14 protein-coding genes and 1 riboswitch are annotated in these 13,369 nt (G+C 48.9%); of the genes, 7 read left to right on the top strand and 7 right to left on the bottom strand.

Annotation, left to right across the window (positions count from 1 at the left end; translation table 11 throughout):
* Positions 1-70: 70 nt before the first annotated feature.
* From xseA to LTAR_RS09145, 3 genes are read left to right on the top strand one after another with little or no spacing between them, the layout of a single operon-like run.
* Positions 71-1,291, top strand: coding sequence for an exodeoxyribonuclease VII large subunit (gene xseA / locus LTAR_RS09155; protein ID WP_081419912.1), 1,221 nt, complete (start codon positions 71-73; stop codon positions 1,289-1,291).
* Between the two features lie 9 nt (positions 1,292-1,300).
* On the top strand, positions 1,301-1,549 hold the full coding sequence (locus LTAR_RS09150; protein WP_062421916.1) for an exodeoxyribonuclease VII small subunit: 249 nt from the start codon (positions 1,301-1,303) through the stop codon (positions 1,547-1,549).
* Positions 1,546-2,007, top strand: coding sequence for a divergent PAP2 family protein (locus LTAR_RS09145; RefSeq protein WP_062421913.1), 462 nt, complete (start codon positions 1,546-1,548; stop codon positions 2,005-2,007). The genes LTAR_RS09150 and LTAR_RS09145 overlap by 4 nt, the downstream gene beginning before the upstream one ends.
* Before the next feature lie 157 nt (positions 2,008-2,164).
* Here the strand turns inward: LTAR_RS09145 and LTAR_RS09140 are convergent, their stop codons facing one another.
* The 4 genes from LTAR_RS09140 to LTAR_RS09125 are packed head-to-tail and all read right to left on the bottom strand — an operon-like array spanning position 2,165 to position 6,610.
* Positions 2,165-3,049, bottom strand: coding sequence for a CPBP family intramembrane glutamic endopeptidase (locus tag LTAR_RS09140; RefSeq protein ID WP_081419911.1), 885 nt, complete (start codon positions 3,047-3,049; stop codon positions 2,165-2,167).
* 20 nt (positions 3,050-3,069) lie between these two features.
* On the bottom strand, positions 3,070-4,803 hold the full coding sequence (locus LTAR_RS09135) for a helicase HerA domain-containing protein (protein ID WP_062421910.1): 1,734 nt from the start codon (positions 4,801-4,803) through the stop codon (positions 3,070-3,072).
* A gap of 14 nt (positions 4,804-4,817) precedes the next feature.
* On the bottom strand, positions 4,818-5,438 hold the full coding sequence (locus tag LTAR_RS09130) for a hypothetical protein (protein ID WP_062421909.1): 621 nt from the start codon (positions 5,436-5,438) through the stop codon (positions 4,818-4,820).
* Positions 5,438-6,610 (bottom strand): DNA double-strand break repair nuclease NurA, encoded by a 1,173-nt coding sequence (locus tag LTAR_RS09125; RefSeq protein WP_062421907.1) that lies wholly within the window; start codon positions 6,608-6,610, stop codon positions 5,438-5,440. Before LTAR_RS09125 ends, LTAR_RS09130 begins: the two co-directional genes overlap by 1 nt.
* A gap of 117 nt (positions 6,611-6,727) precedes the next feature.
* On the opposite strand from LTAR_RS09125, the gene LTAR_RS09120 reads away from it, so the two are divergent.
* Positions 6,728-7,186 (top strand): GNAT family N-acetyltransferase, encoded by a 459-nt coding sequence (locus LTAR_RS09120; RefSeq protein WP_062421905.1) that lies wholly within the window; start codon positions 6,728-6,730, stop codon positions 7,184-7,186.
* Between the two features lie 360 nt (positions 7,187-7,546).
* Here the strand turns inward: LTAR_RS09120 and LTAR_RS09115 are convergent, their stop codons facing one another.
* Genes LTAR_RS09115 through LTAR_RS09105 form a run of 3 tightly spaced genes read right to left on the bottom strand, consistent with a single transcriptional unit; the run spans position 7,547 to position 10,185 of the window.
* Positions 7,547-8,341 (bottom strand): ABC transporter ATP-binding protein, encoded by a 795-nt coding sequence (locus tag LTAR_RS09115; RefSeq protein ID WP_062421904.1) that lies wholly within the window; start codon positions 8,339-8,341, stop codon positions 7,547-7,549.
* A gap of 5 nt (positions 8,342-8,346) precedes the next feature.
* The gene (locus LTAR_RS09110; protein WP_062421902.1) at positions 8,347-9,345 is read right to left on the bottom strand and encodes an ABC transporter substrate-binding protein; all 999 of its coding nucleotides are present in this window, start codon (positions 9,343-9,345) and stop codon (positions 8,347-8,349) included.
* A gap of 12 nt (positions 9,346-9,357) precedes the next feature.
* Positions 9,358-10,185, bottom strand: coding sequence for an ABC transporter permease (locus LTAR_RS09105; protein WP_062421900.1), 828 nt, complete (start codon positions 10,183-10,185; stop codon positions 9,358-9,360).
* A gap of 73 nt (positions 10,186-10,258) precedes the next feature.
* A riboswitch (FMN riboswitch) is annotated at positions 10,259-10,396 on the bottom strand.
* Positions 10,397-10,865: 469 nt separating this feature from the next.
* Between LTAR_RS09105 and LTAR_RS09100 the strand changes: the two genes are divergently transcribed.
* Genes LTAR_RS09100 through LTAR_RS09090 form a run of 3 tightly spaced genes read left to right on the top strand, consistent with a single transcriptional unit; the run spans position 10,866 to position 13,369 of the window.
* The gene (locus tag LTAR_RS09100; protein ID WP_062421899.1) at positions 10,866-11,549 is read left to right on the top strand and encodes a hypothetical protein; all 684 of its coding nucleotides are present in this window, start codon (positions 10,866-10,868) and stop codon (positions 11,547-11,549) included.
* Entirely contained in the window at positions 11,521-12,423 is a 903-nt protein-coding gene (locus LTAR_RS09095; protein ID WP_081419910.1) for a radical SAM protein, read from the top strand. Before LTAR_RS09100 ends, LTAR_RS09095 begins: the two co-directional genes overlap by 29 nt.
* Positions 12,416-13,369: a hypothetical protein gene (locus tag LTAR_RS09090; RefSeq protein ID WP_062421895.1), complete on the top strand. Its 954-nt coding sequence runs from the start codon at positions 12,416-12,418 to the stop codon at positions 13,367-13,369. Before LTAR_RS09095 ends, LTAR_RS09090 begins: the two co-directional genes overlap by 8 nt.

Raw genomic sequence — 13,369 nt, 5'->3', positions numbered from 1 at the left:
TCCCATTGATTCGCCATGGGAAAATAAGGGTTTACTACCTGTAAATCCTATTTCCGGGTACAGTTAAGGCATGTTCCAACCTACCCTGCTCAGACCTTCATCATTCACGGTGACGGAAGTCACCCAGTACCTGCGCACCCTGCTGGAAAGTGATCCTCTTTTGCAGGATGTTTGGATCGCCGGGGAAGTCTCCAACCTCTCGCGTCCGGCATCGGGTCATATTTATTTCACCCTCAAAGATGGCGGTGCGGCCATCAAATGCGTCATCTGGCGGTCTGCCGCCTTCCGCATTCCCGAGTTTCAGGTGGGGTCTCAAATTGAAGCTCACGGCGCTGTCTCTGTATACGAGCGTGATGGCACCTACCAGTTATACGTCAATGCCGTGAGGATGCGCGGTGAGGGTGAGCTTTACCAGGAATTCCTGCGCCTGAAAGCCCGCCTGGAAGCTGACGGTTGGTTTGACGAGGAACGCAAACGTCCGCTTCCCGAACGTCCCCGCACTATCGGAATTGTCACCTCCGCCACCGGAGCTGCCCTGCAGGATATGCTAAACACTCTGCGCGGACGGTATTGCCTTGCAGAGGTGGTCATTTCACCCGCGGCCGTTCAGGGAGTGGAAGCTCCGGGTGAAATCGTCACAGCGCTTCACAAATTGAACACCGAAGTTCATCCTGATGTGATTTTGCTGGCGCGCGGCGGCGGTTCCATGGAAGACCTGTGGGCATTCAATGATGAGCGGGTGGTGTTCGCCGTGGCCGAATCAGAAGCCCCGGTCATCACCGGCATCGGTCATGAAACAGACTTTACCCTGGCGGATTTTGCTGCCGACCTGCGCGCCCCGACGCCCACCGGTGCTGCGGTGGCCGCCACACCATCCCGTGATGACCTTTCCCGCGAGATTGAGAATGTTTTCGATGATATATATTCAATTGCAATCGGGAACATTGATTCGGCCCGGGCAGCTCTTCTTCAGGCGGCAGCACGCCTTAACCGAGAATCCCCTCAGCGTCGGGTGGAACGGGAACGCCAGCAGGTGGATATGCTTTCTCTCCAGATTGGACGCAGCCTGTCACACCGGATGACGGTGTATAAAGCCCAGCTTGAAAACCGTGTTGGACGTCTCACGGCTTTGAATCCTCAGGGGATATTGCAGCGAGGTTATGCCCTGGTACGCCGGGAAGATGGAATCATTGTCCGGTCGGCTGACCAGATCTCATCCGGCGACCACATTACAACCACATTTTCCCGCGGGTCTGCCATAAGCCGCGTCGAATCCACCAGACTGGATTAAAATCAGACTATGACGAAAAAAACCACTGCCATTACGCAGACACCCGTGGAAGAATTATCCTACGAACAGGCGTATGCCGAACTGGATGGAATTGTTGCCCTGCTGGAACAGGAACAGACAGACCTGGAAGCCACCATTGGCTGGTTTGAACGCGGACAGGCGCTGGCCAAACACTGTCAACAATTGCTGGACCAGGCGGAGTTGCGTATCCGCACCCTGGGCGGTGAGCTTCCGGAGGACAAGTCTGACGACGTATGATCAACGCTCTTCTGCGTAACGGCATACTCATTTCCGCCCTGCTGGGATGGTTCCTGGCACAGGCAGTCAAACCCTTCATCCATTATTCACGTACACGCCGGTGGAACTGGGGATTGTGGTTCAGTTCGGGCGGAATGCCCAGTTCGCATTCAGCGTTAATGTCTGCCACAACACTGGCAGCCGGTTTATTTGAAGGATTTGATTCCTCTGTGTTTGCCGTGTCTTTTGCCATCACCATGATCGTGGTATATGATGCCGCCGGTGTCCGTCGTCAGGCCGGTATGCACGCGGAACGCATCAACCGGATGATTAACGAAATTTTTGCCGGGCAGCCGATCAATGAGAAACAGCTCAAGGAAGTGATCGGGCACACTCCGCGCCAGGTCATTGCCGGGGTATTCTTTGGTATGGCCATCGCCGTTATTGTGTGGCTGCTTTTTATGGCCGCGCCTAAATAACCTAGAACTTTTTCGGTAGAATGGGACACGATCCATACTACCGGCGTATTTAATTAGTCGATCAAACAAGGATATTTTTAGAATTGTTACGTCCAACCTGTTGTAGGGGCGTACGGCCGTACGCCCCTACGGTTACTTTTGAAAAAAATCTTTCACATTATGTAATAACTTTTTGTGTTCGGAACACATCCAATTCTTTCCGGTAATACAGGAAGGCCACCACCGCCAACATCGTCAGGGTCAGACCCAGGTTGGCCAGCAACTGGTTCTGAATCACCACGTAATACGAAAAAGCGGATGCTGAATTATTCAACGTCATATGAGTGAGTGCCGTGACCCACACACTCCCGCTCTTGACATATACATACGCCAGAAAAATGAAGGCGCAAACTGAACCCACCGCAAGGATGAGGTAATTCAGCGCCACCTGCCATGTCAGCGGTTCAATGGATTGAGGGAGAACCAACCCCAGCGGGAGGTGCCAGACATACCAGATAAGGCCGCCAATGATCAGGCCAACCCATGGTTTGATTCGATAAAGCTGTGGAAACATGAAGCCGCGGTGACCGAATTCTTCGCCAAAGCCGGTGATGATGCCGGGGAAAATATTGAACACCGTCAGCCCGCCAATGGTGTAGATGACCAGCATGGTTAACGGCGTGAAACCTTCAGGTAATGAGGTATTCATATCCTGACCGGTTGCCGCGAACTGCGCGGCCAGACGATCCAGAAAAACCTTTCCGGTGAAATCCCAGGTCACACTGCCAAGCAGGGTGAAGAAACCATAGGAGAGAAGCGTGATTCCGATGGCGGCCAGCCAGTATTTCAGGTAATCGCGCCATCGTCCAAAACCCAGGCAGGCATCCGAGAATTTGGGCTCATAAAAAAATTGACGGGTAATCAGAGCAGCAATAGCCGGTGTCAACATATAGAATTGGGCCAGGTAGGCACCCTGTTCTCCCATGGAACGCGCGCCAAAGATGATGGCGGCGCATAGAAGTATCAAAATGACAAAATAACATATTAATGGATGCCTGCTCATTAAAATGTTTACTTTTTCTATCAGAAGCCTATTTCTTTAATTGTCTTATCCACATCAATCGGACCGGTGCTGCCGCGACCGAGCAGCTCCGCCCAGAAGCGGTCGTCATAGCGGCGGGACCGAACCGGCAGAGGCATGGGAACACCCCAGCCGAGCAGCAGCACTTCCTCTTTTGGCTGCAACCGAGAGAGCATCCCTCGCAGTGACTCTTTACCAGCCAGACCGGAAAGCACCGCTTGAATATCCAGATCGTCACCCAGCCAGCCGGAAATGCGCGTGCCCAATTGCGACATGACTTCGTCATAAATCTGTGAAGGCCGCTGGTCAATCACCAGCAGGGTGACGTAGTACTTGCGCATTTCCCGCGCGATGGTGCTGAAGGTGGTCTGTGAGGCCATCTCGCGATTCAATATCTTGTGAGCTTCTTCCACCACTATGACAAGGGGCCGCGGTTCATTGTTATTGTTCGGATTGCTGCGGTAATCGTTGGTCTTTTTCTCCCAGGCTTCGCGGATCCGGCGGGTGAGCAGATTGGTGACCAGCAGGTAGTCCAGGTCGCTTTCGTTCTTGCCAAATGACAGCACTACATGCTGACCCGCTTCCAGTGACTTGATGATCTCACTCAATCCATCGGATGCCGGCTGTTCCAAAATGTACGGACGGTTGAAGACGCGCGTCAATTTGCTGTGCAGGCCGGCCGCCGCTGCCGGGTGGATCCCTTCGCGTGCCGCCCAGGCTTCCACACTGTCTTCCGCCGGAACTTTCTTTCCATCGTCGGTTTCTTCGGTGGCTCCCGGCCGCAGGTTCCGGAATTCCCGGAACCAGTCTTCCTTGCCGAAACTGCGCACCAGCGCATCCAGTGTGGTGGGGGTGGTTTCTTTGAGGTTTAATTCGCGGGTCAACAGTTCGATATCTTCCGGCTGGATGTCTTTTTCGGCAATTTCCAGCGTGTAATCCGGTGTGCGCCCGCGCACCGCGGCTGAGGCACCCAGGCCGACCACCCGCACCCGCGCCGGGAATTTCGTCCGCAGGCCGGGGACTTTGGTATTGGTGTCTGATGAGGTGTCATCAAAACCGTATTCGTTGTGCATATCAAACACCAGCAGAGACGACTTGTTGTACTGGATCAACCCGGCCAGTAAAAGCCGGGTGAGAAAGGACTTTCCCGTTCCCGTGGCGCCAAAAACGCCAGAAGACCGCTGCACAAATTTCTCCAGGTCGATGCAAACCGGGTGACCCTGTTCGCAGGTATGACCGATGATGAAATGCCGGCCGTCGCCGTCTGCCGGGTCGCCGAAGATTTCAGCCACATCGCCAGCCGCCGCCAACCGCACGGGGGAATGATGCGCGGGGACGGTCTTTACCGGCAGCGGGTGCTGTCCCTCGGGATGGGTGGTCAGCCATTGTTCATAGGCAGGAGTTCCGGGTTCAGGACCGCGGTCAAGCATCAAGGCTGGCAGGATTTCGAGATTGGTGAACAGCGTCTGACCGTGGAGCAGGCGTGCCACATTGGGAGGCAGACGCTGCTCGCTCTGTTCATCAGCAAAACGTGGATTGGTCGAGCCGAGTACCAGGTTGGTGACCAGGCCGTAAAATTGCCAGTCTCCGCTGCGGGTGACCACAAAACTGCCTTCCTGTACATCATGCGCCGGAACAGTCAACCGGGCATTCAGGCTGTCTTTCAGCGACCCGCCGACAATGTAGCCGATTTCAGGATTTTCTCCGGGATTTTGGATGGGTTGATTGGGTGTCATGATTTCTCTCCAGTTCAATCCTGATAAATCTCGCTGATGGCGCCGAGTACCCGGTTAAGGGTCTCGTAATCATCCCGCAGCAGCACAATCAATTCGCTCACCGCGCTTTCGAGCCAGGTTTCATCGTGAATTTGCCGGTAGATGGCATGGGTTTGCTGCAAATGGGCAGCCAGAAGCTCCCCGGTCGGAAGGTCTGGATTACCCAGAATGTGCCTGAAGTAACCGAACCGGCTGCCTGATGTAAACGTGAGAATTTCCTGCGCGCTGCATGAAAAAATCTCATCCAGTGAAAGCGGCGGACGCGGCGGCAGCAGGTGGGAAACCTTGCCATCTTTTTTGTATCCGATAAACAACACACTGATTTCTGCCGGGATATTGCGGTTCAGGCGGTTGTCTTGAATCACCATCTCACTGACGTGCTCTGCCGTCACAAGCTGACGCACCAGGCCGTCATCATCAATATGGATGTCATACACCAGACCGAATATTTCATACCCCTGGGCAGCCGGTATGCGCACCATGCCGCCGCAGGTCAGGTTTTCCACCTGGTTGACCTGGCAGCCGATGACACAGCCGGTGGTTGAGGCTCGCAGCAGGCGGCCGATTTGAATGGATGTGGGAGTAAGCGGAAGCATCAGCGGTTCCTCATTCTTCCTGACAGATTTTTGGCAAATTGTTTATTGGAAGGCATAGCCGGTGGCAGCCCCTGTGACACCAGCACCCGGTTGATCATCCCTTCGATCTGATCCTTATCAAGCATTGTGACCAGGGCAATTTCATGGGATCGGTGCAGGGCATAGGGATATGGCTGACCGCCCAAATGACGGCATTGTTCCAGAAGGACGGCATGCAGCAGCCCCAACATCTCGGTATTATTCGCCACCCAGGCCGGGATTTCCACCCGTGCCAGTGACGGTTTATCGGTGAAACCGGTATTCAGATAAAAGAAGTGCAGGGCTGTCTCTCCGGTAAAACTGGAAGCCGATTGTGATTGGATGGCAAAAATGGCGGATCGTGCCCCGGGCGGAAGACGGTTCTGAAACAGGAATGCATCGGTCAACGGCGCCAGCGGACGGGTGTTTTCTTCTCCGGTCTCACCGCCGGATTTCCGGCTGACGATTTCAAGCATGCGAACCACCAGATCGGAGCCAGGGCGGTCAACATACCCGGCAGTGATCGTCCCCATTTCCGCCAATTCGCGCAGCACCGACAGGTATTGCTCAAATTCGTGCTGCGTCTCTCTGCTGCCCTGCGGGTCGCGGAATAATTCGAGCGGGCCATCCGTCAGAGTCAGGACGGTTCCGTCGATCTCTCCGGCCAGCCGTGATAGTGTCTGCCGCTCGCGCAGATCACGCCGCAGGGCAATGACCTCTTCACCGACCAGTCCAAATTCGTTGTAAATCGCATCCAACGGAAGCAGCTCCGTCTCCACGATCTCACGGGGCGGCACCTGTAGGGTTGAATCAAGGCGGAACACCCCGATGTTGATCACCCCGAAAGGGATACTGTCATGCCGGTTCGGGTTGACCTGAGATCCATCGGCCGCCAGCAGGGTGTAATGTTTATGGATAACCGGGGGCATAAAAACGCCCGTCAGATCTTCGTCTGTAGGGATGGCACTGCGCAGGCCGGGATTGGCCTCTGCAGCCGCCATAATCTTCTCGCGCGTTTCTGCAGTCTGCCCGGCCAGACTGTCAAGAAGAACGGCGGCATGTGAGGCATTCCCCACTTCGGCAGCCCGCCGTTCGGCAAACTGCTCGGAAAGATCAATCAATTGCTCCTGTATCCTGGCATAGTCAAGCGGCATGGTCTTCCCCGGATTGATGATGGATTTCGAACATCTGTTTGAATTATAGCCTTCCGGATGGGCGGAATCAAGTCTGCGGGGTAAAATCGCTGTAAGACCTGTCATTGGAAAAGAAGAATGAATATTACCCCACTGACCAAAGAAGACCTGAAACCCGCACTCGACCTGATTATGGATGTGTTCATGGAATTTGAAGCCCCGGAGTATTCCGAAGAGGGCATCAACGAATTCAAGACGTTCAACAGATATGAAGATGTGGTTTCAAAATTTGAAAAAGGCGAACTCTGCTTCTGGGGCTGCCGCATTGATGACCGGCTGGCCGGAGTGATTGCCGTCCGCGATATCAGTCATATTTGCCTGTTGTTTGTGCGAAAAGAATATCACCGCCGGGGAATAGCCCGGGCTCTGTTTAACCAGGTTTTGGGATCCTGCCAATCTCGCGGAGACGTGAGCAAGATCACCGTTAATTCATCACCATATGCCGTAAATGCCTATCACCGGTTGGGTTTTGTAGATACCAACACCGAGCAAACGGTGAACGGCATCCGGTTCACACCGATGGAATATCATTTATAAATTTTATTAACCCTTCAGAACTCTATGCAGGGTAGATGCAAGCGGCAATACTTCCTTCTACATAAACACCCCCGGCTCCGCTTGCATCTACCGCGCGCGTACCTGACCGGGTCGCCGGTTGAAGCAGGCGGAGAGTGGTAAATTGATTTCAGTTCCGTTTCATACCGCCTGCTTCAACCCTGCACAGGTGTGTTTAAATAAAATATGCCTAATCCAAACATAGTCCCCCCGGCTCCGGTTGCATCTACTGCACACCTGACCAATCCAGGCCTCCGGTTGAAGCAGGCGGAGATTTGATCATTAATAATAGATGCGTTTCATTCCGCCTGATTCAGCCCGGCACAGGTAAAAATTTCGGCGTTATTTTTTCGGTTTCCGGGCAACCGGTATGGGTTCGGGTTCTTCTTTAATACTGGCCCGTAAATCATGCGAGAGCGCCACAAATTCTGGTGAATAACGGATCTCGTCCGTTCGCGGGCGCGGGAAGGGAACGTCCAATTCGCGTACCAACCGACCCGGACGAGCGGATAGAACCACCACCCGGTCAGCCAACAGAAGGGCTTCCGAAATGGAATGTGTGACCATCATCACCGTGGTCTCGCGTGCCTGCCAGATGCGCAGCAACTCGGCGCCCATGTGTTCGCGGGTAAGGGCATCCAGCGCCCCGAAGGGTTCGTCTAGCAGCAGAAGGTCAGGTTCTTGAATCAACGCGCGCGCCAGCGCCACCCGCTGCGCCATACCGCCAGATAGATTACGCGGCCAGCTGTTTTCAAATCCCCGCAATCCCACCAGGTCGATAAAACCTCGGGCTCGTTCGCAGGCATCCTTTTCAGATATTCCCTGCATTTCGAGCGGCAGGGTGATATTCTGGATGGCTGTACGCCAGGGCATCAAATTTGCCTGCTGAAATACCAGACCAATACGCGGCGGATTACCCTCCGGTGTGTTAAATTGCAGACTTCCAGATGTGGGTTGGATCAGACCGGCAATAATACGCAGGAGGGTTGTTTTCCCGCTCCCCGATGGACCCAGCACTGCCACAAAACGGCACTCCGGCAGATCGAGGTTGACGGAATCCAGCGCTTCCAGTCCGCCGTTCCCATCCTGGAAGGTGACCGATAGATTTTTAATACGCAGTAAAGTGGCAGGGCACATACGGTTTACTTTGTTGGCACCGGCAGGAAATCGTTGGTGTAGGCTTTGGTCAGGTCGATAGGCTTATCGAGCATTCCCATATCCAACAGCAGTTTCTGCATATTCTCCCAGGCATCCGGTTGGGTGGATCCGGGTTTAAGGCTCTTCCAGAAATCAATGGACGATTTCAACACAGCTTTCTGAACGGTCGTATCCGCTTTATCCAGGTTTTCAATATACTTCTTGCTTATTTCATAGGCTTCTTCCGGGTTGGCTCCCGCATCGGCAATTCCTTTCAAAAGCCCGCTTATCATCCCGCGTACCAGTTCGGGGTGCTCTTTCAGGGTGGTTTCATTGGTGGCCAGACCGTTGGCCACAAGACTGGTGTAATCAGACACTTTCAGCAAAGTGAAAGGAACCCCCTTGCTTTCCAGCAGATTGGGTTCATTCGACACATAAATCGAGGCGGCATCCACCTTTTTTGTCATGAAGTTTTCCGCCTGGGTATACCCGATCGAACTCAATTTGACATCGTTCTCGGTCAGGCCCCCGGCAGCCAGCAGGGCGCGCAGACCAATGTAGTTGGCGCCGTAAGGTCCGGGAAGACCGATCGTCAAACCCTTCAGGTCGGCCGGTTTTGTCACATTTTTCGCCGGATCAACAATCACCCCCACCGGGTAATTGTTATACCAGGCCGCCGCGTAGACCACCGGCAGACCCTTTCCGCGTCCCAGTAGGACCTGCTCGCCGGAAACAATGGCAAATTGCAATTGTCCGGCTCCCAGAAGTGCCACAGAATCGTTCTCCATGTTGTAATCCAGGGTGATATCAATCCCCTCATTCTTAAAATAACCTTTTTCTATGGCCACGTACAGCGGAGCAAACTGAATATTGGGGATATACCCCACCGGCAGCTTGATGGGAGTCAGCGCAGTTGGTTTGGTTGGAGCCTGTGTGCCAGTCCTACAGGCAGATAAGATCAGGATCAAAGCCAGAAAGCCAAATTTGAGAGAATTGTGTTTCATAATGATTGACCTTTACAGAAGAGAAGTTTCTTTATCCGGGTCTGACTGCCAGGCCAGGCAGCGTCTTTCCACAAGCAAGACAGTGCCATATAGCAGGATGGCGAGGGTGACCAGGCCAAAAACGGCCACAAATACCAGGGCGGTATCGTACTGACCGCGTCCCAGGTTGATGAGAAATCCCAGCCCCTGGTTGGAACCAACCAGCTCGCCGACCACCGCTCCAATGACTGACAGGGTGGCGCCCACACGCAGACCGGCCAGATACACCGGCAGTGCGGCAGGGATTTCCAACAGAAGCAGCGTCTGACGCGGGGTGGCGCGCATGGCGCGCATCACATCCCGCAGGTTCTCGGGAACACCCCGCAGGCTGACAATGGTATTGATGAGCACCGGGAAGAAGACAGTCAACCCGCAAATGAGTACCTTGGAAGCCATGCCCGGTCCAAACCAGATGACCAGCAGTGGGGCGATGGCGGCCACCGGTACAGCCTGGCTGGCAATCAGGTAGGGTGACATCAGCCGTTCTGCCGAAGGGGATTTGGCCAGCGCATACCCGGTGAGGGTGGCGGCGCCGCCGCCTGCCAGCAGGCCTAGCAGCAGTTCACTCAATGTGACAGCTGTATGCAGCAGCAGGCGGCCGCCGGTGAGCATATCCCAGAAGCGCACAGCCACCTCCACCGGCGAAGGCAGGATAAACGCCGGCAGACCGGAGACCGTCACAATAATCTGCCAGAGGAGCAGCCCCCCCAGCAGCGACACCGGCATAAACCAGCGGCGCTGTTTGGCTGTGCGTACCGCCTGTGATGGAGATCGTTTGGGTGATGGATAGATGGCAGCCATAAAACAAAAAACCCGAAAAACGAGATGGTTTTCGGGGTAGGGTGACTGGCGGAATGCTGACTTGTGTTGCCAGTGTTTCCTTCTTGCATCCGGACTGTACCGTCGACCCTGGAATTTCACCAGGTCATGCGCGCGGTGTTCTGCGCTCGTGGGTTATCACCACCGATCGGGAATTGAGGTTGTTACCTCGCACCCTGCCCCGAAGGAAATTGAATTTTGTGAATTATAGCACAATTGAAAATGCGAAGACAATTCCAGCATCGGATTTTCGTCAATATCCAAAAACAGGGAGTGTTATTCCCTGTTTTTGGATTAAATACAGGGATTTCAAATCCCTATATTTGACTTTTTAACTATCATTTTTAACACCATATGCATTTGGGGATTATCCGAGATTTTATGTTCATTAAATAGTAAACATATCAATCGCTTAATGTAAATGTGAATTTTTCATAAAGAAGTAATTTAAAAAGGATCCTATGGGCACTTATTGTGCTGCCTTTTTTGTCATTAAAAAAGGTAAAGTAGTCATCACATTTGAAGATGGATTGCGACCATTCGGAATTTCATGTATTACCATTTAGGAATTATTAAGAAAATGATTTCTATGCCTTTACATAAATATAGTAATAGATTTTAGAAGTAGAAATTATTATATAATTTCAGTATTAGGAGGGAAAATGAATTCAATAACAGATACATTAACAAAATATTCTCTTTCATGGTCGTTTTTACTTCTGTTTTCAATATCATTAAGTGCACCAATCTATGAAAGAATAAGGCATTTTTTAACAAATCCAGTTTATTCCGACACAATTACTACATTGATCATAGGTGGGATATTACCCTTTGGGTATTTAATAAATATTTTCCCAATGTTCTTCTTCAGAATCTCACCCAAATTGGGTATTTTTAGTTATGCAATTGATAAAAACAATGTTTTCGAAAAAAGCCGGATAATAACCAATGAATTGCAAAGCCAAATAAATTTGTTCCGAACCAGAATGGAAAAATTAAAAAAAACAGAAGATATACAAAAAGAATCAAGGGAATTCCGAAATGAAATCTGGACTCATCTTAACATAGAGTACAACCTAATCACTGCAATGCTTATATCTTTTTTTATTCATATGATTATTGGCTTTGTTTCAGGTGATTGGAGATTAGGAATATATAAAATCCTTAGGTTTGGCTCTAATACAACCCCACTATATTTTTATTTTTCCTATTTATTAATACTTATTTTAATTTGGATTACAACAAGACAGAATAGATTGCTATTAATCGAAACATATAAAATCGAGAATCAGGAACTGCTTAGGAGCTCTTTTGAATATGCTGTCGATGAGTCTTTTTCCATCTGAGAATGACGAACCTATTTATTACTCTTTTGAAAAGGATACTTTCTATTATACGAAAGATGAAAAAAATCTATGTATTCCTGAATACGATATCCTATCTATCTGTTTACGCATCGGAAATTGGTGTAATTATTCATGCCCATATTGCCTTGCAGAATCAAATACAAATGGGAGCTGGATAAACGAAGACAATCTAGGATCGTTAATTAATTTTTGTGAAAAAATAACAATTCCTAGAATTGTCATTTCTGGGGGAGAACCAACTTATTTTTGGAAAATCAAATGGCTACTCGAAAAATTAAAAAAGAGAGAACGAATTATTGTCTTGGCAACAAATGGAAGTAAATTCATAGATTGTTCAAATCTGGTAGATTGGATTGATATCTCACTCCATGGATTTGATGATAAAAGTCATAAGAGTAATACTCTTAGCAAGGATTCCATGGAATTAATTGAAGAGAATATTAATAAATATATCGATACAGGAATTAATGTTGGGTGTAATTTATTACTGAATAATGATGTAGAAAAAGCTAGTACATTCCTACAAAAGATAGTTCAAATGGGTGTAAAGAAAATTCGCCTCAGCTCAATCACCCAAATAGGAAGAGGAAGAGAATTAGATAATCAAGTATTGAATCAAATTTATATAAGGGATCTGGCAAAAAAATTATCAGAAAACGGAAATGTCACAATTCATATACCTGGACAAATGAGAAATGTTAATTTAAATGAATATCTTCGAGGTTATTTCAGAATTGAACCAGATGGTTTTATATGGGCTGAAAAAAAAGGCCCGAAAATCCACGATGTTGTTCAAATAAAGAGATTTATTTCTCAGAGAATTACTGAACATAGGAAGGTATTCATTGGTTAAGCAATTTGAAATTAATCCTTTTTCTTACATATTATGTCATTTTCAAAAACGATACTGTCTTTTCTTTTCTCCTTATCCAAAGATGTTAGATAATAAAATGTTTTTCTGGGGAAAACCGCTTTATTTAGAATTATTATCCGAAGATGATTTTTACCCTTTTCCAAGAAGGATTAATTTATTAGATAAAACATGGTGGGATTTACGGTATATATATTCAAATAATCAAAAGATCATTTGCCCAACAATACTCTCACGCGACTATTGCTTAAAAATACTTAAATTACCTGAAGAAAATCATTTTTTAAGACGACATCTATGCAAGATTAATTGGAAATATGTTCATAATATTTTCGATCCTTATGATGGTTTTAAAAAATTACTTACTAATGAATCTTTTTCTCAGACAATGAGAATAATCCATGATGAGTTAAGACTTAATACTGAAAAAATTGGAATAACAGGATCTCTTCTCATCGATCCTAGAATTTATTCACCTATGACAGATATTGATCTCGTTATCGATACATCTTTGGAGAATACAAAAAGAATTGCTAGTTTAATCACAGATAAATTTCTTAATATTAAATATAGAAATACTTGGCCATTGAAAGCAATATTAAGAAAAAATATTGAGGTTGATTTATTCTTTCCACCTAGCAAAGAAATGTTCAATTTTTTGGACTCTATAGAATTTGAAAATGAAACAATTGTTGTTTCTTTTGAAGACATTGTAATAAACGATGATTTTTCCTTTTTTGCTCCAACAATTATCGAAGGTGCAAAATATCATTTTATTATTTTAGGAACCGCAGCCAGAGGTGAAATACATAAGGGTGAAGGAATAAAAGGATATGGTTTCTATTGCTCATCCTCTCTTTGTAAAAAGAAGGTAATTATTATTGATGATCCTGTTATTCAACTTGAGAAAATTCCATCATTGAGATAA

Origin of the sequence: Leptolinea tardivitalis (assembly GCF_001050275.1) — a bacterium.
Lineage (GTDB): Bacteria > Chloroflexota > Anaerolineae > Anaerolineales > Anaerolineaceae > Leptolinea > Leptolinea tardivitalis.
Note: the sequence above shows the minus strand (reverse complement) of the source record. Positions and strands in the feature narration are given on the sequence as shown.

Excerpts from the sequence above, each read along its gene's own strand:
- LTAR_RS09120 (WP_062421905.1), top strand. The coding sequence starts at position 6,728 with ATGAATATTACCCCACTGACCAAAGAAGACCTGAAACCCGCACTCGAC.
- LTAR_RS09145 (WP_062421913.1), top strand. The coding sequence starts at position 1,546 with ATGATCAACGCTCTTCTGCGTAACGGCATACTCATTTCCGCCCTGCTG.
- LTAR_RS09105 (WP_062421900.1), bottom strand. The coding sequence starts at position 10,185 with ATGGCTGCCATCTATCCATCACCCAAACGATCTCCATCACAGGCGGTA.
- LTAR_RS09095 (WP_081419910.1), top strand. The coding sequence starts at position 11,521 with ATGCTGTCGATGAGTCTTTTTCCATCTGAGAATGACGAACCTATTTAT.
- xseA (WP_081419912.1), top strand. The coding sequence starts at position 71 with ATGTTCCAACCTACCCTGCTCAGACCTTCATCATTCACGGTGACGGAA.
- LTAR_RS09100 (WP_062421899.1), top strand. The coding sequence starts at position 10,866 with ATGAATTCAATAACAGATACATTAACAAAATATTCTCTTTCATGGTCG.
- LTAR_RS09135 (WP_062421910.1), bottom strand. The coding sequence starts at position 4,803 with ATGACACCCAATCAACCCATCCAAAATCCCGGAGAAAATCCTGAAATC.
- LTAR_RS09130 (WP_062421909.1), bottom strand. The coding sequence starts at position 5,438 with ATGCTTCCGCTTACTCCCACATCCATTCAAATCGGCCGCCTGCTGCGA.
- LTAR_RS09110 (WP_062421902.1), bottom strand. The coding sequence starts at position 9,345 with ATGAAACACAATTCTCTCAAATTTGGCTTTCTGGCTTTGATCCTGATC.
- LTAR_RS09125 (WP_062421907.1), bottom strand. The coding sequence starts at position 6,610 with ATGCCGCTTGACTATGCCAGGATACAGGAGCAATTGATTGATCTTTCC.
- LTAR_RS09150 (WP_062421916.1), top strand. The coding sequence starts at position 1,301 with ATGACGAAAAAAACCACTGCCATTACGCAGACACCCGTGGAAGAATTA.
- LTAR_RS09140 (WP_081419911.1), bottom strand. The coding sequence starts at position 3,049 with ATGAGCAGGCATCCATTAATATGTTATTTTGTCATTTTGATACTTCTA.
- LTAR_RS09115 (WP_062421904.1), bottom strand. The coding sequence starts at position 8,341 with ATGTGCCCTGCCACTTTACTGCGTATTAAAAATCTATCGGTCACCTTC.